The 18,652-nt window shown below is 69.8% G+C and carries 17 protein-coding genes and 1 riboswitch; of the genes, 13 read left to right on the top strand and 4 right to left on the bottom strand.

Features of this window, described 5'->3' with window-relative positions:
* Positions 1-101: 101 nt before the first annotated feature.
* Positions 102-1,364 (top strand): L,D-transpeptidase, encoded by a 1,263-nt coding sequence (locus tag ACZ7L9_RS01860; RefSeq protein WP_471411596.1) that lies wholly within the window; start codon positions 102-104, stop codon positions 1,362-1,364.
* Positions 1,365-1,450: 86 nt separating this feature from the next.
* Here the strand turns inward: ACZ7L9_RS01860 and ACZ7L9_RS01855 are convergent, their stop codons facing one another.
* Entirely contained in the window at positions 1,451-1,852 is a 402-nt protein-coding gene (locus ACZ7L9_RS01855) for a hypothetical protein (RefSeq protein ID WP_471411594.1), read from the bottom strand.
* Between the two features lie 186 nt (positions 1,853-2,038).
* Here ACZ7L9_RS01855 and ctaE point away from each other — a divergent pair, with 186 nt between their 5' ends.
* The 6 genes from ctaE (at position 2,039) to ACZ7L9_RS01825 (ending at position 9,305) form a co-directional block, all read left to right on the top strand.
* Positions 2,039-2,659, top strand: a complete 621-nt coding sequence (gene ctaE, locus ACZ7L9_RS01850; RefSeq protein WP_471411592.1) for an aa3-type cytochrome oxidase subunit III — start codon at positions 2,039-2,041, stop codon at positions 2,657-2,659.
* Between the two features lie 62 nt (positions 2,660-2,721).
* Complete coding sequence (qcrC, locus tag ACZ7L9_RS01845; protein WP_471411591.1) at positions 2,722-3,531, top strand: cytochrome bc1 complex diheme cytochrome c subunit; 810 nt, start codon at positions 2,722-2,724, stop codon at positions 3,529-3,531.
* Entirely contained in the window at positions 3,528-4,580 is a 1,053-nt protein-coding gene (gene qcrA / locus ACZ7L9_RS01840; protein WP_471411589.1) for a cytochrome bc1 complex Rieske iron-sulfur subunit, read from the top strand. Before qcrC ends, qcrA begins: the two co-directional genes overlap by 4 nt.
* Complete coding sequence (gene qcrB / locus ACZ7L9_RS01835; RefSeq protein WP_471411588.1) at positions 4,577-6,226, top strand: cytochrome bc1 complex cytochrome b subunit; 1,650 nt, start codon at positions 4,577-4,579, stop codon at positions 6,224-6,226. The genes qcrA and qcrB overlap by 4 nt, the downstream gene beginning before the upstream one ends.
* 124 nt (positions 6,227-6,350) lie before the next feature.
* Positions 6,351-7,415, top strand: coding sequence for an anthranilate phosphoribosyltransferase (gene trpD, locus ACZ7L9_RS01830; RefSeq protein WP_471411586.1), 1,065 nt, complete (start codon positions 6,351-6,353; stop codon positions 7,413-7,415).
* A gap of 220 nt (positions 7,416-7,635) precedes the next feature.
* Positions 7,636-7,753: riboswitch (SAM riboswitch) on the top strand.
* A 175-nt stretch (positions 7,754-7,928) separates the two neighbouring features.
* Positions 7,929-9,305 (top strand): aminotransferase class V-fold PLP-dependent enzyme, encoded by a 1,377-nt coding sequence (locus tag ACZ7L9_RS01825; protein WP_471411584.1) that lies wholly within the window; start codon positions 7,929-7,931, stop codon positions 9,303-9,305.
* Between the two features lie 80 nt (positions 9,306-9,385).
* Here ACZ7L9_RS01825 and ACZ7L9_RS01820 read toward each other — a convergent pair whose 3' ends face one another.
* Together ACZ7L9_RS01820 and ACZ7L9_RS01815 are read right to left on the bottom strand one after the other, a co-directional pair.
* On the bottom strand, positions 9,386-9,667 hold the full coding sequence (locus tag ACZ7L9_RS01820) for an Lrp/AsnC family transcriptional regulator (protein WP_093543818.1): 282 nt from the start codon (positions 9,665-9,667) through the stop codon (positions 9,386-9,388).
* Positions 9,664-10,416 (bottom strand): rhomboid family intramembrane serine protease, encoded by a 753-nt coding sequence (locus ACZ7L9_RS01815; protein WP_471411581.1) that lies wholly within the window; start codon positions 10,414-10,416, stop codon positions 9,664-9,666. Before ACZ7L9_RS01815 ends, ACZ7L9_RS01820 begins: the two co-directional genes overlap by 4 nt.
* A 161-nt stretch (positions 10,417-10,577) precedes the next feature.
* Here ACZ7L9_RS01815 and ACZ7L9_RS01810 point away from each other — a divergent pair, with 161 nt between their 5' ends.
* The 5 genes from ACZ7L9_RS01810 (at position 10,578) to ACZ7L9_RS01790 (ending at position 16,085) form a co-directional block, all read left to right on the top strand.
* On the top strand, positions 10,578-10,820 hold the full coding sequence (locus ACZ7L9_RS01810) for a hypothetical protein (protein WP_266745708.1): 243 nt from the start codon (positions 10,578-10,580) through the stop codon (positions 10,818-10,820).
* Positions 10,821-10,857: 37 nt separating this feature from the next.
* On the top strand, positions 10,858-12,219 hold the full coding sequence (locus ACZ7L9_RS01805) for an NYN domain-containing protein (protein WP_471411578.1): 1,362 nt from the start codon (positions 10,858-10,860) through the stop codon (positions 12,217-12,219).
* A 294-nt stretch (positions 12,220-12,513) separates the two neighbouring features.
* Complete coding sequence (locus tag ACZ7L9_RS01800; protein WP_471411576.1) at positions 12,514-13,542, top strand: C40 family peptidase; 1,029 nt, start codon at positions 12,514-12,516, stop codon at positions 13,540-13,542.
* A 237-nt stretch (positions 13,543-13,779) separates the two neighbouring features.
* Positions 13,780-14,811, top strand: a complete 1,032-nt coding sequence (locus ACZ7L9_RS01795; RefSeq protein ID WP_471411574.1) for a C40 family peptidase — start codon at positions 13,780-13,782, stop codon at positions 14,809-14,811.
* 80 nt (positions 14,812-14,891) lie between these two features.
* Complete coding sequence (locus ACZ7L9_RS01790) at positions 14,892-16,085, top strand: hypothetical protein (protein ID WP_471412737.1); 1,194 nt, start codon at positions 14,892-14,894, stop codon at positions 16,083-16,085.
* Positions 16,086-16,113: 28 nt separating this feature from the next.
* On the opposite strand, the gene ACZ7L9_RS01785 is transcribed toward ACZ7L9_RS01790, so the two are convergent.
* Positions 16,114-17,364 (bottom strand): glycosyltransferase 87 family protein, encoded by a 1,251-nt coding sequence (locus ACZ7L9_RS01785; protein WP_471411573.1) that lies wholly within the window; start codon positions 17,362-17,364, stop codon positions 16,114-16,116.
* A 129-nt stretch (positions 17,365-17,493) separates the two neighbouring features.
* On the opposite strand from ACZ7L9_RS01785, the gene ACZ7L9_RS01780 reads away from it, so the two are divergent.
* Entirely contained in the window at positions 17,494-18,636 is a 1,143-nt protein-coding gene (locus tag ACZ7L9_RS01780; RefSeq protein ID WP_471411571.1) for a glycosyltransferase family 4 protein, read from the top strand.
* Positions 18,637-18,652 lie beyond the last annotated feature (16 nt).

The raw sequence follows: 18,652 nt of genomic DNA, 5'->3' as shown, positions 1-18,652 counted from the left end.
ACCTGACGGGGGGCCCGTACTTCTCCACCAAAAGAAGTACGGGCCCCCCGTTTGCAGTCACATTGCGCGCTGATTGGGATGAATCTTCGTAACGTGTGTTCATGAGCAACACGCCGCGCTTCCACCCCGTAGTCAGCAGCACTCTGCTGGTCGTGACCCTGGTCGCAGGTGTGACCGCCTGTGGGGGGTCCGACGGCCACCCGCTCGCGGCGAAACCGTACGACGCGACGGACGAGATCTCCGCCAACGTCCCCGCGGGCGACGAGAAGGCCGACCCCGACAAGCCGCTCGAGGTCAACGTCGAGGACGACGACAGCCGGATCACGGACGTGACGGCCACGGACTCGGCCGGACGCCATCTGGCGGGCGAACTGGACGCCGACGGGAGGCGCTGGCACTCCACCTCCCCGCTCGCCGTCGGCACCCGCTACACCGTCCAGGTCAGCTTGGAGGACGGCGACGGCGCCCCGGGCGCCCGTACGCTCTCGTTCGAGACCGCCTCCGCCCGGGCCAAGAAGCTCCTGAAGGTCGCGTTCGGCCCTCAGGCCGGCACCTACGGCGTAGGACAGCCCATCACGGCGCAACTCAGCACTCCGGTCAAGGACAAGGCGTCCAGAGTCACCGTGGAGCGCGCCCTGCGGGTCCGCTCCAAGCCCGCCGTGACCGGTTCCTGGTACTGGGTCGACGACAAGACCCTGCACTACCGTCCCAAGGACTACTGGCCCGCCGGAGCCACCATCGACGTCACCAGCGGCCTGACCGGTCTCAAGGTCGGCGACAACCTCTACGGAGCGCCTGCGAAGGCGCTGAAGCTCACCACGGGCGACCGCATCGAGGCCATCACGAACGCCGCGGCGCACACGATGACGGTCAAGCGCAACGGGAAGGTGATCAACACCATTCCGGTGACCACCGGGAAGCCCGGCTTCGCCACCAGAAACGGTGTCAAGGTCGTGCTGAGCAAGGAGTACGCCGTACGCATGCGCGGCGAGACGATCGGCATCTCGTCGGACTCGTCCGACGGGTACGACCTGATGGTCTACTACGCGACCCGCGTCACCTGGAGCGGCGAGTACGTGCACGCGGCCCCCTGGTCCACGGGATCGCAGGGGTACGCCAACGTCAGCCACGGCTGTACGGGCATGAGCACCAGCCTGGCCCAGTGGTTCTTCAACACCGTGCACACGGGCGACATCGTCCAGGTCGTCGGCAGCCAGGGCGAGACGATGACGCCGTTCGACAACGGCTTCGGCGACTGGAACCTGTCCTGGGCGAAATGGCAGAAGGGCAGCGCCCTGCAGAAGAACGACGCGCCGGACCGCACGGAAACGATCCAGGCGGCGCGACTGCGCCCCGAGGTCTGACCGGCCCGGGGAGTGCGCTGCCCCTCAGAGCCTGTCGGGTCGATCGAAGGTCACCCGACAGGCTCCAGGCAGAACCGCGGCAGGCCTCAGGCGTCCACGCAGTCCCTGCTGCGCAGCAGAGCGGCCAGGGCGTCCGCGAACCCGACCGGTTCGACCGGCAGGGTCACCGCGGCGTCCGCACGGCTCCAGGTGGCCAGCCAGGCGTCCTGCGGGCGCCCGATCAGCAGCAGTACGGGCGGGCAGTGGAAGATCTCGTCCTTGATCTGCCGGCAGACGCCCATGCCGCCCGCGGGCGCCGCCTCGCCGTCCAGGACGCAGACATCGATGCCGCCGTTGTCCAGTGCCTCCAGGACGGCGGGCATGGTGGCGCACTCCAGGAACTCCACCGGTGGCACATCGGCCGCGGGCCTGCGCCCGGCTGCCAGCCTCACCTGCTCACGGGTGTTGGCGTCGTCGCTGTAGACCAGGACCGTGGCGGTCGGCTGCATTGTTCCTCCGTGACATCCGTGTCTTCGGGGCTTGCCGGCATGAACCGATGCGCGGATCGTACTCCGCCCGATGGGCTGTCAGCACCGCCCGGGACAGCGGATTCATGGGCCATTCGGGGAGGGCACACCCTGTTGACACACCGAACAGCACCCCCCGGGGTGAGGGCGGGATAAGGGACCGACATAATGTCGAGCGTGGCGACAGCAACGACAGTAGAAACCGGGCACGCGCACCCGTCGGTCAATCGACCGAACCTCACCAGCGTCGGAACCATCATCTGGTTGAGTTCCGAGCTGATGTTCTTCGCGGCCCTCTTCGCGATGTACTTCACCCTGCGATCGGTGACGGGACCGGATCACTGGAAGGAAATGGCTTCGGCCCTGAACTTCCCGTTCTCGGCGACGAACACCACGATCCTGGTGCTCTCCTCACTCACCTGCCAGCTCGGCGTCTTCGCCGCGGAGCGGGGCGACGTGAAGAAGCTCCGTACCTGGTTCGTGATCACTTTCGTGATGGGTGCGATCTTCATCGGAGGCCAGGTCTTCGAGTACACCGAGCTGGTGAAGAAGGACGGCCTCTCGCTGTCCTCCGACCCGTACGGCTCGGTGTTCTACCTGACGACCGGCTTCCACGGGCTGCACGTGACAGGCGGTCTCATCGCCTTCCTGCTCGTTCTGGGCAGGACATACGCAGCCAAGAGGTTCACCCACGAACAGGCCACCGCTGCCATCGTCGTGTCCTATTACTGGCACTTCGTCGATGTCGTGTGGATCGGCCTCTTCGCCACGATCTACATGATCAAGTAACCGGGCTCGAACCCGAACCACATCCAGCATCGACGCAGAAGATCCTGACACCGGGGTAATCCGTGAAAAAGCTCTCCGCACGACGACGCCATCCGTTGGCGGCGGTCGTCGTACTACTCCTCGCGCTGGCGGCTACTGGGGGGCTGTACGCCGCGTTTGCGCCCGCGAGTAAGGCGCAGGCCGACGACACCGCCCAGTCCCTCGCCATCGACGAGGGCAAGAAGCTGTACTCCGTCGGTTGCGCCAGCTGCCACGGAATCGGCGGTCAGGGCACCACCGACGGGCCGAGCCTGGTGGGCGTGGGCTCCGCCGCCGTGGACTTCCAGGTCGGTACGGGCCGCATGCCGGCGCAGCAGCCGGGTGCCCAGGTACCGAAGAAGAAGGTCATCTACAGCCAGGCCGAGATCGACCAGCTCGCGGCATACGTCGCGTCGCTCGGCGCCGGTCCGATCGTTCCGACCAAGAGCCAGGTCGACCCTGCCGGCGCGGACATCGCCAAGGGTGGCGAACTGTTCCGTACCAACTGTGCGCAGTGCCACAACTTCACCGGCCAGGGCGGTGCGCTGACGAACGGCAAGTACGCGCCCAGCCTCGAAGGCGTGGACCCGAAGCACCTCTACGAGGCCATGCAGACCGGCCCGCAGAGCATGCCGTCCTTCCCGGACACGACGATGCCCGAGCAGCAGAAGCGGGACATCATCGCGTACGTCCAGACCGTGAACAGCGCCCAGACCGAGAACCCGGGCGGACTCACGCTGGGTGGCCTGGGGCCGGTCAGCGAAGGCTTGTTCGCCTGGATCTTCGGGCTCGGCGCCCTGATCGCACTTGCCATTTGGGTCGCGGCCCACACCGCTAAGGCCAAGAAGTCATGAGTAGCCAAGAGATTCCAGACGAGAACCTGCCCGCTGAGCAGGACCACGCGCACGGCGCGGTAAAGGTCGCGGACGACCCGTTCGCCGACCCGGGGCTGCCGGCCCACAAGCCGCGCATCCAGGACATCGACGAACGTGCCGCGAAGCGCTCCGAGCGCACCGTCGCGCTCATGTTCACGCTGTCCATGGTGGCGACGGTCGGCTTCATCGCCTCGTACGTCATCTTCCCGGTCGACAAGATCGTGTTCATCTGGCCCTTCGGCCATGTGAGCGCGCTCAACTTCTCCCTGGGCCTGACCCTGGGCGTGGCCCTCTTCGCGATCGGCGCAGGTGCCGTCCACTGGGCGCGCACCCTGATGTCCGACGTGGAGGTCGCCGACGACCGGCACGCCATCGAGGCCGAGCCCGAGGTCAAGGCCAAGGTCCTCGCCGACTTCGCGGCAGGTGCCCAGGAGTCCGCGATCGGTCGGCGCAAGCTGATCCGCAACACCATGTTCGGCGCGCTGGCCCTGGTGCCGCTCTCCGGTGTCATGCTGCTGCGCGACCTCGGTCCGCTGCCGGAGAAGAAGCTCCGCAACACCCTGTGGGGCAAGGGCAAGCAGCTCATCAACATGAACACGATGCTGCCGCTGCGTCCCGAGGACGTCTCGGTCGGTTCGCTGACCTTCGCCATGCCCGAGGGGCTGACGGAGGAGGCGGAGGACTTCCAGAACCAGATCGCCAAGGCCGCGCTGATGATCATCCGCATCGAGCCGAAGAACATCAAGGACAAGCGCGAGCGCGAGTGGGCCCACGAGGGCATCGTGGCCTTCTCCAAGATCTGCACCCACGTCGGCTGCCCGATCAGCCTGTACGAGCAGCAGACGCACCACGTGCTCTGCCCGTGCCACCAGTCCACCTTCGACCTCTCCGACGGCGCCCGCGTCATCTTCGGTCCGGCCGGTCACGCCCTTCCGCAGCTGCGGATCGGTGTGAACAGCGAGGGCAACCTCGAGGCGCTCGGTGACTTCGAAGAGCCCGTCGGTCCTGCATTCTGGGAGCGCGGATGAGTACTGCGACCACGAACACACCCGGTGCTTCCGCACCGGGCAATCGCAAGGCGCCCGCCGGCGAGCGGGTGGCCGACTGGGCGGACGGCCGGCTCGGGATCTACTCCCTGGCCAAGGCCAACATGCGCAAGATCTTCCCGGACCACTGGTCCTTCATGCTCGGTGAGATCGCCCTCTACAGCTTCATCATCATCATCCTCACGGGTGTGTATCTGACGCTGTTCTTCCACCCGAGCATGAACGAGGTCGTGTACCACGGCTCGTACGAGCCGATGCAGGGCATCAAGATGTCCGAGGCCTATGCCTCGACACTGGACATCAGCTTCGACGTCCGCGGTGGTCTGCTGGTTCGCCAGATCCACCACTGGGCCGCGCTGATCTTCCTGGCCGGCATGTTCGTGCACATGATGCGCGTGTTCTTCACGGGTGCCTTCCGCAAGCCGCGTGAGATCAACTGGCTGTTCGGCTTCCTGCTGTTCGTGCTGGGTATGTTCACCGGCTTCACCGGCTACTCGCTCCCGGACGACCTGCTGTCCGGTACGGGTGTCCGCTTCACCCAGGGCGCGATCCTGTCGATGCCGATCGTCGGCACGTACATCTCGATGTTCCTGTTCGGCGGAGAGTTCCCCGGCCACGACTTCGTCGCCCGGTTCTACTCGATCCACATCCTGCTGCTGCCGGGCATCATGCTCGGCCTGCTGGTGGCGCACCTGATCCTGGTCTTCTACCACAAGCACACGCAGTTCGCGGGTCCCGGCCGCACCAACAAGAACGTGGTCGGCATGCCGCTGCTGCCGGTGTACATGGCGAAGGCCGGTGGCTTCTTCTTCCTGGTCTTCGGCATCGTCGCCATCATTGCGGCGATCGCCTCGATCAACCCGATCTGGGCCATCGGCCCGTACCGCCCGGACCAGGTGTCCACCGGCGCCCAGCCCGACTGGTACATGGGCTTCGCCGAGGGTCTGATCCGAGTGATGCCTGGCTGGGAGATCAACCTCTGGGGTCACACGCTCGTCCTGGGTGTGTTCATCCCGCTGATGGCCTTCGGACTGGTTCTCGCGATCATCGCGGTCTACCCGTTCATCGAGTCCTGGGTCACCGGGGACAAGCGCGAGCACCACATCCTGGACCGCCCGCGCAACGCCCCGACCCGGACGGCCTTCGGCGTCGCCTGGATCACCGAGTACTTCATCGTCTTCGTCGGCGGTGGCAACGACCTGTGGGCCACGCACTTCCACCTGTCGCTGAACGCCATCTCCTGGTTCGTCCGGATCTTCATCTTCGTGGGACCGGTCCTCGCGTTCATCGCCACCCGGCGGATCTGCCTCGGCCTCCAGCGCCGCGACAAGGAGAAGGTGCTGCACGGGCGCGAGTCCGGCTTGATCAAGCGCCTGCCGCACGGTGAGTTCGTCGAGATCCACGAGCCGCTCGGCCCCGAGCAGCTGCACACACTCACCGCGCACGAGCAGTACGAGCCGGCCGAGATCGGCCCGACGGTCGACAAGAACGGTGTCGAGCGCAAGGTGTCCGCCCTGCAGAAGCTGCGGGCCAGGCTCAGCAAGGGCTACTACGGCGAGAACAACCAGATCGCCAAGCCCACCGTCGAGGAGTACAAGGAGATCACCAGCGGCCACGGTCACCACTGATCGCCTGAACTGATCGCCACAGCAGGAGCCCCGTCCATCCGATGGACGGGGCTCTTCGCTGTCCCCGGCCCTCGATAGGGTGGGGGTGACCCCTTTTATCGGCTGTGGACCCCAGGAGCGGACCATGAACGTTGTGACCCCGGTCGGCGGCGACAGCGTGGCGGACCGTTCCTGGCCCGGCCTGCTGAACCCGCTGCTGCGCGGCGAGAACCTGACCGCGGACGACACCGCGTGGGCGATGGACCGCATCATGAGCGGTGAGGCGAGCGACGTGCAGATCGCCGGTTTCGCGGTGGCGCTGCGTGCCAAGGGCGAGACGGTCGACGAGGTGTCCGGCCTGGTGCGGGCGATGTACGAGCACGCCAACACCATCCACGTACCCGGTCGTACGGTCGACATCGTCGGCACCGGCGGCGACCTCGCCAAGACGGTCAACATCTCCACGATGTCGGCGATCGTCATCGCGGGTACCGGTGCCAAGGTCGTCAAGCACGGCAATCGCGCATCCTCGTCGGCGAGCGGTTCCTCCGACGTGCTGGAGAAGCTCGGCGTCAACCTGGAGCTCAGCGCGGAGCGGGTCGTCGAGGTCGCCGAGGAAGCGGGCATCACCCTCTGCTTCGCGGTGAAGTTCCACCCGGCTCTGCGCTACGTGGCCAGGGCCCGCAAGGAGCTCGGCGCCCCGACGACGTTCAACATCCTGGGGCCGCTCACCAACCCGGCGAAGGTGCGCTCGCAGGCCATCGGCGTCGCCGACCTGCGGATGGCGCCCATCGTCGCCGGTGTCCTCGCCGAGCGAGGCAATTCCGCGCTGGTCGTCCGCGGTGACGACGGCCTGGACGAGCTGACGACGACCGCGACCTCGCGGGTCTGGGTGGTCCGGGACGGATCGGTGCGCGAGGAGGCGTTCGACCCGCGCGACGTCGGTCTGGAGCTGGTGCCGCCACAGGCGCTCCGCGGTGGCGACCCCTCGTACAACGCGGATGTGGCCCGCCGGGTACTGGCCGGCGAGCACGGGCCCGTACGGGAGGCCGTGCTGCTCAACTCCGCGGCGGCGCTGGTGGCCCTGGACCCGACGGACGGCACGCTGAACGAGCAGATCGCCGCCGGGATCGAGAAGGCCGCCGAGTCCATCGACTCGGGGGCGGCCCGGCAGGCGCTGGAGCGCTGGGTGGCGGTCAGCAACGCCTGAGAGCCTGTCGGGTGACCTCTGATCGGGCGGCCACGACGTGGCACGCACGCTTCCGGCGCCTTGGAATCGCACGCACCACGCGGCGTCCGCTCCCCGATCGAAGGTCACCCGACAGGCCCTGAGAGCTTGTCGGGCGACCTGAGGGAAGGTGACGTGGGGCGCGGTCCGGATCCTGGACCGCGCCTTGCGCGTCGACGCGCGTATGGCAAGATGCTGCGCAGGTCATGAGTGACAGCGACTACGGCCCCGGCCCGCTGTCCGGCAACCCTCCGTCCGTGGCGGGGTGCCCCGGGTGAAGACCAGGCCGTAGGCAGCGAGGTCTGCGGCAAGCGCGGGCCCCTCGGCATCTGTGAATGCCAACCCCCGGGGTCCTGGTCCCTAGGGAGTCTCTTGTGAGCAAGCGAATGCGATAGGGCTCTCGGCCCTCCTCCGCACCCCTCTTTTTCTCTTTTCGCTGCGCTGCCGCGTATCCGCCGGCGCACGCGATTCGCCTGCCTGTTACGGGAGTTCGCCATGTCTGTCTTCACCGCTGCCGCCGACCAGTCGCTTTGTACCCCCCTGCCGGTTCTGGGCAAGGATGTAACGGTTCCGCTCGTCACGGGTGGTGAGGTCACGTACGCCGCTCTCGACTACGCCGCCAGCGCCCCGGCCCTGCAGCGCGTCTGGGACGACGTCGCCGCGTATGCCCCGTACTACGGCAGCGTCCACCGTGGTGCCGGGTACCTCTCGCAGCTCTCCACGGACCTCTTCGAGAACAGCCGCGCGACGGTCGCGGAGTTCCTCGGGTGCCGCGCGGAGGACCAGGTGATCTTCACCCGGTCGACCACCGACTCCCTCAACCTGCTGGCCGCCGTCATCCCCGCCGACTGCCAGGTCTTCGTGTACGAGACCGAGCACCACGCCTCGCTGCTCCCGTGGCGCGACGCCCGGGTGACCTACCTCAACGCCCCGCGCACCCCGGCCCAGGCCGTCGAGACGCTGGAGCGGGCGCTCGCCGACCGTGAACCCTACGGCCCGGCGCTGGTCTGCGTCACCGGTGCCTCCAACGTCACCGGTGAGCTGTGGCCGGTGAAGGAGCTGGCAGCCGCCGCGCACGCGCACGGTGCCCGGATCGTGCTGGACGCCGCGCAGCTCGCCCCGCACCACCCCGTCGACATCGCCGAGCTGGACGTCGACTGGGTCGCCTTCTCCGGGCACAAGCTGTACGCGCCGTTCGGCTCGGGTGTGCTCGCGGGCCGGGCCGACTGGCTGCGGGACGCCGAGCCGTACCTGGCCGGCGGCGGCGCCTCGCGCAAGGTCGCCCGGCGCGGCGACGGCGGTGTGGACGTCGAGTGGCACACCACCGCCGCCCGCCACGAGGCCGGTTCCCCCAATGTCGTCGGCGTGTACTCCATCGCCTCCGCCTGCAAGGCGCTCACCGAGGCCGGCTTCGACAACCTGGTCGCCCGGGAGCAGCACCTCGTCACCGCGGTCCGGACCGGTCTCGCCGAGGTCCCCGAGGTCAAGGTGCTCTCGCTGTTCGGCGACGACGCCCCGAGGGTCGGCGTCATCTCCTTCGTGGTGGAGGGCTGGAACAGCTCGCACTTCGCCGCCGCGCTCTCTGCCGAGTACGGCATCGGGGTCCGCGACGGACTGTTCTGCGCACACCCGCTGGTCCGCACCCTGCTGGGCAGCGACCCGCAGGAGGCCGGCGAGTGCGGCGCACCGGAGGCGGAGCCGGGCGAGCGGTCTCTGAACGCGATCCGGGTGAGCTTCGGGGCCGGTACGCCGGACGAACACATCGAGCGCTTCGTCCGCGCGGTCAAGGAGCTGGTGAGCGAGGGCGCCCGGTGGAAGTACCGCACGGAGGACGGCCGCTGCGTCCCGGACCGGGGTACGGCGCAGCTCTGACGGCCGCGTAACACTTCGGCGGGGGACGGGCGTCCGAGCCCGTCCCCCGCCGAAGTGTCACGCCTTGGTCGGGGGCGTACCTACGCGTCGAGGCCGATGGCGAAGGCGGCCTCCAGGTCATGCTGCGAGTACGTACGGAAGGCCACATGCGTGTCGGTGGCCTCGACGCCGGGGATCTTGCTGATCCGGCCGGGGATGACGTCCGCCAGATCGTCGTGCTTGGCCACCCGGACCATGGCGATCAGGTCGTACGTACCGGTGACCGAGAAGACTTCGCTGACGCTGTCCAGTGCGGCGATGGCTTCGGCGATCTCGGGAATCCGGTCCACGCTGGTTTTGATGAGCACGATCGCGGTGATCACGGCTGGCTTTCTCCCTCGGTGGCCCTGGCTGGAGTCTTCACTCTATCCGTACGCCGGTAACGCCCCCAGGCGTAGAGAAAGCCGAGGGCGAAGCCGACCACATGGGCCAGATAAGCCACGCCGGGCCCCCCGCTGCCCGCGCTCCGGACCGCCAGCCACTGCAGGGCGAACCAGAAGATCAGCACGATCCAGGCGGGGAAGCGCAGCGGCAGGAAGAAGAGGAACGGGAACAGGCTGGTGACCCGGGCCCTGGGGAACAGATAGAGGAACGCCCCGAGCACCGCCGAGATCGCCCCCGACGCCCCGACGAGCGTCTGGTCGGACGTGGCGTGCGCGGCGGCGTAGGCGACCAGGGCGAGATAGCCGCAGGCGACGTAGAAGTAGGTGAACTCGACACGGCCCATGCGCTCCTCGGTCATCGCCCCGAACACGTACAGGAAGAGCATGTTGCCGAGCAGGTGCAGCCAGCTGCCGTGCACGAAGAGCGCGGTGAGCGGGGTGAGCAGGGCGCGTGCGGAACCGTCCCACAGCTCGCTCGGGATCACACCCCAGCGTTCGAAGTACCCGGCCTGGGCGGCGAGCAGGGCGTCGGCGGTGCCGTAGGACGAGTTGAAGCCCGAGAGCGGACTGATCAGGAAGATCAGACAGCACAGGGCGATCAGGGCATGTGTCACCGATGGTCCGCCCGAGGTGACCGTCCGTAGAAGCCCACTGGTCAGTCTGCCGGCCGCGGCACGCCGATCGATCATGAACAGAGCATGACGCAAGCGGAGGGAACGGGGCAGACCGCCTCGCCGTGTCTGGGGGACGCACCGAGGCCGTAGGGTTACGGCAGGACATCCGCAGTTCGACGGCGCACCGCGAGATCCTTGAAGCAGGCAGCACGAGGCTCGACGAAAGAGGACGCACGATGACGACGGTCCCCCAGCCGACCGACGGGACCCGCTGGCGTTGCACGCTCTGCGGAAATCTCACGCGCTTCGACGTGACGCGCTCCTCCAAGGTCGTCGAGTACGTCCATCTCGACCTGGCCGGGGAGTCCACCGTCGAGGAGCGCGAGGTGGTCAGTGAGACCATCGAGTCGGTGCGCTGCCGTTGGTGCAACGCGGTGGATCAGATCGAACTGGTGGCCAGGCCGGGTGCCGACTCCTGACGGAGGCGCGCGTACAGACAATTTGGGGTGACGGATGGTGGAGCAGCCCGCTGGCGGCGCAGAGCCGGCCGAGGCGGCCGGCGACGCCGCAGAGGCGCTCGACCGCCCGCTGCCCGAAGCTGTACGGCGACGGGTCGTCGCACTGGTCTCGGACGCGTTCGGCGGCCTGACGGTCACCGAACTCCCGGCCCAGCTGAGACAGTACGTCCGCTTCACCCCGACCCGGCGCGCCAAGTTCGCCGGGAACGCGATGGCGGCCGCCCTGGAGGGCGACGCGCTGTTCCGTCAGCGGATCGGTGAACTGCTCAAGGAGCGGCAGCCGGAGCTGACCGCGGCGCTGGAGGCCGGTTCGCCGCCTGCCGCCGCCGACCCCGTCGATGTGGCCGCCGCCGCCTATGTGCTGCGCCGGGCCGGCTGGGTGAAGCTGGTCGCCGCCGCCGGCGAGGAGGTCCAGCGGGCCGATGCCGAGCGCGCCGACGAGGAGAGCCGCCGCGAACTGGAACGGCTGCGCGAGGAACTCGCGCACGCCCGCTCCCAGACGAAGAGCGGGACCGAACGGCTCCGCGGCGAGCTGGACGCGGCCCGCAAGGAGGCCGATTCCCTCCAGCGCAAACTGCGCAGTGCCGTCAACGAGGTCAAGCGCGGCGAGGCCGCACTGCGCCGCAGCCGGGCCGAGGCCGACGCCGCGCGGTCCGAGGCGGCCGCCCAGGTCTCCGCGGCCGAGAGCGAGACCCGTCGGCTCAAGGCGCGGCTCGGTGAGGCCGAGGCGGCCGTCGAGGCAGGTCGCAGAGCGGCCCGGGAGGGCCGTTCGGTCGAGGACATGCGGCTGCGGCTGCTGCTGGACACGGTGCTCGACGCGGCCGGCGGGCTCCGTCGCGAACTGGCCCTGCCGCCCTCCTCGATCCGCCCCGCGGACGGTGTCGACGCGGTCGAGCCCGGCAGGATGTCGCCCAAGGACATTGCGGCCAGGGCGCTTTCGGAGACCGATCCGGCCCTGCTCGACCAGTTGCTCGCGCTGCCGCAGGCGCATCTGATCGTGGACGGCTACAACGTCACCAAGACCGGCTATCCGCAGCTGCCGCTGGAGAAGCAGCGGTTGCGGCTGCTGGGTGGTCTCGCGGTGCTCGCGGCGCAGACCGGCGCGGAGATGACCTGTGTCTTCGACGGCGCCGAACTGGCCGCCCCGGTACTGCTCGCACCGCCGCGCGGGGTCCGGGTGCTGTTCAGCAAGCCCGGTGTGACCGCCGATGAGCTCATCCGCCAGCTGGCGCGCGCCGAACCGCCGGGCCGACCGGTCGTCGTGGTCTCCACCGACCGTGAAGTCGCCGACGGAGTGGCGAAGGCGGGCGCCAGGCCCGTTGCGTCCGTCTTGCTCCTGAAACGCCTTTCGCGCGTCTAGTGATGCTTGTCGGAACTCGATGGAACTCGGTGGAAATCGGGGAACGGACCGTCAAGTCGCCGCTACACCCCGTGTGGTGTGGGTAAAGAAGTACCTCCTGTGACGAGATTTTTCTTGCGAGGATTTGAACTGATCACAAGTTGGTCACTAGGGTCGGGCATCGAACCTTCGCACGGTTGATCACCCATCCGGGGTGACGGCGAAGGCACCGCCGAGTCCGTGACGTGCACGGAGCCGGGGATTCATGTCCCCCACAGCCCGGTAGGCGGCTGGAGGAAGAAGGAGCTCGCCTTCGTGGCGTCCCACCGTCGTCCCAAGCAGCCGAGCCGCGCCCGTGTGACCGTGCTCACCGCGACCGCCGCCGCAGCCGTCGCTCTGACCTCCCAGGCAGCCCACGCCGACCCCAAGCCCTCCAAGAGCGAGGTCAAGGCGAAGGTCGAGAAGCTCAACCACGAGGCCGGCGCGGCCAACGAGCAGTACTACGGCGCCAAGGAGAAGCAGCAGAAGCTGGAGAAGGAAGTCAGCGCGCTGCAGGACAAGGTGGCCCGCGGCCAGCAGGAGATCAACGCGCTCCGCAGCGGCCTCGGTTCGCTCGCCACCGCGCAGTACCGATCCGGTGGCATCGACCCGTCGGTGCAGCTCTTCCTCTCGTCCAACCCGGACACCTTCCTCGACGAGGCCTCGGCCCTCGACCAGTTGACGGCCAAGCAGACCGAGACCCTGGGGAAGATCCAGGAGAAGCAGCGGGTCCTCGCGCAGGAGCGCAAGGAGGCCCAGGACAAGCTCGGTGACCTCGCGGACGTACGCAAGACGCTCGGCGCGAAGAAGAAGAAGCTCCAGGACAAGCTTGCCGAGGCGCAGCGCCTGCTCAACTCGATGACCGAGGCCGAGCGCGCGAAGATGCGCGAGGACGAGCAGCGTGCCAGCCGCGCCGCCGGCGACCGGGTCGAGCTGGGCAAGGAGGTCCCCGCCTCCGCCTGGGGTGCCGCCGCCCTGAACGCCGCCGCCGCCCAGGTGGGCAAGCCGTACCAGCGTGGCGGTACCGGCCCCGGAGCCTTCGACTGCTCCGGGCTGACGCAGTGGGCCTACGCCCAGGCCGGCGTCAACATCTCCCGGGTCACGTACACCCAGGTCAACGACGGCGCCCATATCGGGCGCGGCGCACTGAAGCCGGGCGACCTGGTCTTCTTCAACAACACCGAGCACGTGGGCCTCTACGCGGGCAACAACACCGTCCTGCACGCCCCGTACCCGGGCACGGTCGTCCGCTACGAGTCGATGAACACCATCGGCAGCTTCCAGTTCGGCGTGCGCGTCGGCTGACGGCGCCCGAACGGGCGAATTCCCACGCCCGCGCAGACCGTCCGCCCCGCCGGAGACCACAGGTCACCGGCGGGGCGTCGTCGTTTCCGCCGCCCTGCCGCGCGACGCGGCCTTTGGCTGCTCCGTAACCGTCCGACTACTGTCTGCCTGCTGTGCAGCTCCCGGTCGTCGGTCCGCCCGCCCCGGGCGGCAGGGGCTGCGCACATCTGCGTACAGCGGAAGGGAGTACGACGTCCTGTGGTGTCCCATCGTCGTTCCACACAGCCCGGACTCAACAGGGGTGCCCGGATCACTGTTCTGTCGGCCGCGGCCGCCACCGCGGCCGCCACTCTCGGGGCCGCCACGGCGAACGCCGACCCGCAGGACACGTCCCAGAACGCCAAGGCCCGGGTCGACCGGCTGTACGGCGAGGCCGAGCGGGCCATCGAGCAGTACAACGCGGCCTACGAGAACGCCGGCCGGCTGCGCGGCGAGGTGAACCGGGCCCGGGACCGGGCGGCCCGCGGCCAGGAACACCTCAACCGGCTGCGTACGGAGCTCGGTTCGGTGGTGGGCGCGCAGTACCGTTCGGGCGGCCTGGACCCCTCGCTCGCCCTGCTGCTCTCCTCCGACCCGGACACCTACCTCGACCGGGCGGCCACTCTGGACCGCCTGACCGAGCGTCGGAGCGCCGAGGTGCGGGAACTCCAGCAGACGCAGCGCGGACTCGCGCAGACCCGCGCGGAGGCCGCCCGGGCGCTGGCCGAGCTGGAGCGCAACCGGGCGGCCGCCACCCGCCACAAACAGACCGTCGAGCGCAAGCTCGCCCAGGCCAAGCAGGCGCTGGACGCGCTGCCCGCCGTCGGCCGGGCGGACCTCGAGCGGGCCTCGCGCTCCGGCCGCTACGACGTGTTCCCGGCGACGGCCGATCTCCCGGCGGGCTCCGTACGGGCGGCCGCCGCGGTGGCGGCGGCCCGCCAGGCACTGGGCCGCCCGTACATCTGGGGGGCCAACGGGCCCGCCGGGTTCGACTGTTCCGGGCTGATGCAGTGGGCGTACGCCCAGGCCGGGGTCGGCCTGCCGCGCACCTCGCAGGCCCAGCGGTACGCGGGACACCTGGTGCCGCTCGCCGAGGCCCGCCCCGGCGACCTGGTCGCCTACCGCGCGAACGCCGGCCACATCGCCATGTACGTCGGCAACGGCCAGGTCATCCACGCCCCGTACCCGGGCGCCCCGGTGCGCTACGACCCCGTCGGCATGATGCCCGTCTCGTCGGTCACCCGCATCTGACCCGTACGCTCGGCCGGGTGACCCACAGACGGCGTACCGCACGGCGGGGATGTGACGGAGGACGGCGCGCGGCCGGCGTGCTGCTAGTCGGGTTGTTGTTGGTCTCCGCCTGCGCGGCCCCAGACGACGACGCCGTCCCGGGCTCCACCGTCCAAGGTGTCCGGGCCACCCTGGACCGCCGCGCGGCCGCCGTCCCGGCCCACGACACGGACGCCTACCTGGCCGTCGTGGACCCGCGGGCCACCGGGCTGCGCACGGCCCAGCGCCGGGAACTGGACAACCTCGCGGACGTACCGCTGAACTCGTGGACGTACCGGCTGACGGACGTGACCGCACAGGGCACCGACCGGGTCACCGCCGACGTCCGGCTGCGCTATGCGATCAAGGGTTACGACGCAGCCCCGGTCGCCGTGGACCGGGTGCTCGATCTGCGACGGGACCGGGCGGACGGCCGCTGGTACATCACCGGCGACCGGGCGGGCAAGGACGGCGCCGGGCAGCTCTGGCAGCAGGGCGATGTGCGGGTGGTACGCGGAGAGCACAGCCTCGTCCTCGGGGTCGGCCGCACGGAGCAGGAGCTGCGCGGGATCGCCCGGACCGCGGACCGGGCGGTGCCCGCCGTCTCCGGGGCCTGGCCGGAACGCTGGGCCGGCCGCGTGCTGGTGCTCGTACCGCACACCGTGGAGGACATGGCCGGGCTGCTGGGGTCACCGGCGGCGAACTACCGGGGCATCGCGGCCGTGACCACCGGGCGCACCGGCAGTGCGGACCGGGCGCCCGCGGACCGGGTGATCGTCAACCCGCAGGCGTACGGCGTGCTCAGCACCTTCGGGCAGCGCATCGTCCTCACCCACGAGATCACCCATGTCGCCACCCGCGCCCGCACCTCCGCCGCCACCCCGACCTGGCTCTCCGAGGGCTTCGCCGACTGGGCGGCCTACCGCGCCGAGGACCGTACCGCCGCCCGGGCCGCGCCCGAACTGGCCGACGCCGTCGCGCGCGGCGAGCTGCCCGCCGGACTCCCCACGGACGAGGACTTCGACTTCGCGGGCGACTCGGCACGCCTGGCGAAGGCGTACGAGGGCGGCTGGCTGGCCTGCGAGCTGATCGCCGACCACTGGGGCGAGAAGAAGCTGTTCGCTTTCTACCGGGCCGTCGGAGGGCACTCGGGGCGGGACGGCGCGGTGGAGCAGGCCATGCAGGAGGTGCTCGCCACGACCCCGCAGGAATTCACCGCGCTCTGGCGGGAGTATCTGCGCGCCCGGCTCGGCTGACCGCGGGGCGCTGTCCGCCGCGCGTGGTTCAGGAGCCGACCGGTTCCGTCTCGTGCCCGGCGTCGGATTCGGCGGCCGAGGGCCCGGCGCCGTCGCGCGGCGCACCGGACACCGTCTGCCGCCACAGCCGCCGGCAGGCGATGAGCGTCGCCGCGACCAGCAGGCCGTTGCGCAGGAACATCAGCGTCACGCCCGTCGCGTCACTGCTCACCACATGGACGAACCCGAACGGGAACTCCCACTGCGTGATGCCCGTGGCGAGCAGCACCAGACCGGCCGGGAGCACCATCCGGCTCCCGCGGAAGACCAGGCAGACCGCCGCAAGGCCGACCAGCCAGAGCATGTACTGGGGGCTGATCACCCGGCTCGTGGTCGTGAACAGCAGCACCGCCGTGAACGCCGCGTCGGCCGGGGTGCTCACCCGGAAGTCGCGGGCCCGCAGCCGCCACACCAGCAGCCAGCCGAACGCGACGACGGACAGACCGAGGGCGAGCGTGCTCACCAGCGGCACATGCGGACCCAGGAACTCCAGGGAGCCGTAGTGCAGCTCCACCCGGCCCTGCCAGCCGAAATTCCGCCACACGTGGAAGACCAGCGCTCCCAGCGACTCGACCTCGGTGCCCCGGTCCCGCTGGAAGCCGAGGAAGGCCAGCGCACCCGGCATCGCCACGGTGCACGCCAGCAGCAGCCCGGCCGCCGTCACCGCCGCGGCCGTCCACGCCCGGCGCGTCCACGGCCCGCGCGCGGTACCGGCCAGGATCAGCGCCGGCCACACCTTCAGCAGCGCACCGACGGCGGCCAGCGCGCCCAGCACCCGTGGATGCCGCACGCCCGCCAGCAGCGCCGCCACCGCCACCGCCGTCACCATCACGTCGTAACGGGCGTACGCGGTCGTACCGAGCAGTGGCACCCCCGCCACCCACACCCAGGCGCCCGCCGTCCACCGGCCGGTCCCGCGGCCCGCGTACAGCAGGAGCCCCAGCACCAGCCCGTCGCACAGGAACGCGAGGACGAAGAAGGCCGACGCATAGTCCAGGAAAGGCAGCAGGGCGGGGGAGAGGACGGCGAGCGCGGCCAGGGGCGGGTACTGCCAGGTGACGTCGGACCGCGGGTACGTACCGGACTTCAGGACCTCGGACCAGCCGTGGTAGATCACCGAGACGTCGCTGGTCACGTCCGGTCCGGACAGGGTGATCACCTTGGTGACGCAGAGCAGCAGCACGACCCTGGTGAGGGCCCAGACCCCGAGAGCGAGCCGCGTGCCGGTCGATCCGGTCATGACCGCCTCATCCGTTTCGTCGGTGGATACCTCGGTGGGGTGCCCGGTGGGTACTCGGTGGTACGGGGAGCCATGATGCCCGCCCGGCCTGTGCGAGGGCCATCGGACCGCCCGGTACTGTCGGCAGGGATGGACAAGACCCTGATCGTGACCAACGACTTCCCGCCCCGCCCCGGCGGTATCCAGGCCTTTCTGCACAACATGGCCCTGCGCCTGGACCCCGGACAGATCGTCGTATACGCCTCCACCTGGAAGCGCAGCCCCGAAGGCGTCGCGGCGACTGCCGCCTTCGACGCCGAGCAGCCCTTCACCGTCGTCCGCGACCGGACGACGATGCTGCTGCCGACCCCGAGGGTCACCCGGCGTGCCACGCAGCTGCTGCGCATACACGGCTGCACGTCCGTGTGGTTCGGCGCCGCGGCCCCGCTCGGGCTGATGGCACCGGCGCTGCGCAGGGCCGGCGCCCGGCGGCTGGTCGCCACCACGCACGGTCACGAGGCGGGCTGGGCCCAGCTGCCCGCGGCCCGGCAGCTGCTGGGCCGGATCGGCGAAACCACGGACACGATCACCTACCTGGGGGAGTACACCCGCTCCCGGATCGCCACCGCACTCACCCCCGAGGCGGCGGGCCGTATGGTCCAGCTGCCGCCCGGCGTCGACGAGAAGACCTTCCACCCGGACTCCGGCGGAGACCTGATCAGGGCCCGGCTCGGACTCTCGGACCGGCCCGTCGTCGTCTGCGTGTCACGGCTCGTGCCGCGCAAGGGCCAGGACACGCTGATCCTCGCGATGCCCGCGATCCTGGAGCGGGTGCCGGACGCGGTGCTGCTGATCGTGGGCGGCGGGCCGTACCGCAAGGAGCTGGAACAGCTGGCCGTACGGACGGGTGTTGCCGACTCGGTGCACTTCACGGGGCCGGTGCCGTGGGACGAGCTGCCCGCCCACTGCGGCGCCGGCGACGTCTTCGCCATGCCGTGCCGGACCCGTCGGGGCGGCCTCGACGTGGAGGGCCTCGGCATCGTCTTCCTGGAGGCGTCCGCGACCGGACTGCCGGTGGTGGCGGGCGACTCCGGAGGCGCGCCGGACGCCGTGCTCGACGGCGAGACCGGGTGGGTGGTGCGCGGCGGCTCGGCGGAGGAGACGGCCGACCGGATCGTCACGCTGCTCCGCGACCCGGAGCTGCGGCAGCGGATGGGGGAGCGGGGGCGGGCCTGGGTCGAGGAGAAGTGGCGCTGGGACCTGCTGGCCGAGAGGCTCAAGGCGCTGCTCTGAACGGCCGGTTCCCGGC

The sequence above is a fragment of the Streptomyces sp. NPDC111516 genome (assembly GCF_055635345.1).
This window is presented reverse-complemented; position numbering and strand designations above follow the sequence as displayed.

Bases quoted from the DNA above. Each gene is read 5' to 3' on its own strand.
- ACZ7L9_RS01825 (WP_471411584.1), top strand. From the start codon at position 7,929: ATGTCTGTCTTCACCGCTGCCGCCGACCAGTCGCTTTGTACCCCCCTG.
- qcrB (WP_471411588.1), top strand. From the start codon at position 4,577: ATGAGTACTGCGACCACGAACACACCCGGTGCTTCCGCACCGGGCAAT.
- ACZ7L9_RS01815 (WP_471411581.1), bottom strand. From the start codon at position 10,416: ATGATCGATCGGCGTGCCGCGGCCGGCAGACTGACCAGTGGGCTTCTA.
- ACZ7L9_RS01780 (WP_471411571.1), top strand. From the start codon at position 17,494: ATGGACAAGACCCTGATCGTGACCAACGACTTCCCGCCCCGCCCCGGC.
- trpD (WP_471411586.1), top strand. From the start codon at position 6,351: ATGAACGTTGTGACCCCGGTCGGCGGCGACAGCGTGGCGGACCGTTCC.
- qcrA (WP_471411589.1), top strand. From the start codon at position 3,528: ATGAGTAGCCAAGAGATTCCAGACGAGAACCTGCCCGCTGAGCAGGAC.
- ACZ7L9_RS01855 (WP_471411594.1), bottom strand. From the start codon at position 1,852: ATGCAGCCGACCGCCACGGTCCTGGTCTACAGCGACGACGCCAACACC.
- ACZ7L9_RS01860 (WP_471411596.1), top strand. From the start codon at position 102: ATGAGCAACACGCCGCGCTTCCACCCCGTAGTCAGCAGCACTCTGCTG.
- ACZ7L9_RS01810 (WP_266745708.1), top strand. From the start codon at position 10,578: ATGACGACGGTCCCCCAGCCGACCGACGGGACCCGCTGGCGTTGCACG.
- ACZ7L9_RS01785 (WP_471411573.1), bottom strand. From the start codon at position 17,364: ATGACCGGATCGACCGGCACGCGGCTCGCTCTCGGGGTCTGGGCCCTC.
- ctaE (WP_471411592.1), top strand. From the start codon at position 2,039: ATGTCGAGCGTGGCGACAGCAACGACAGTAGAAACCGGGCACGCGCAC.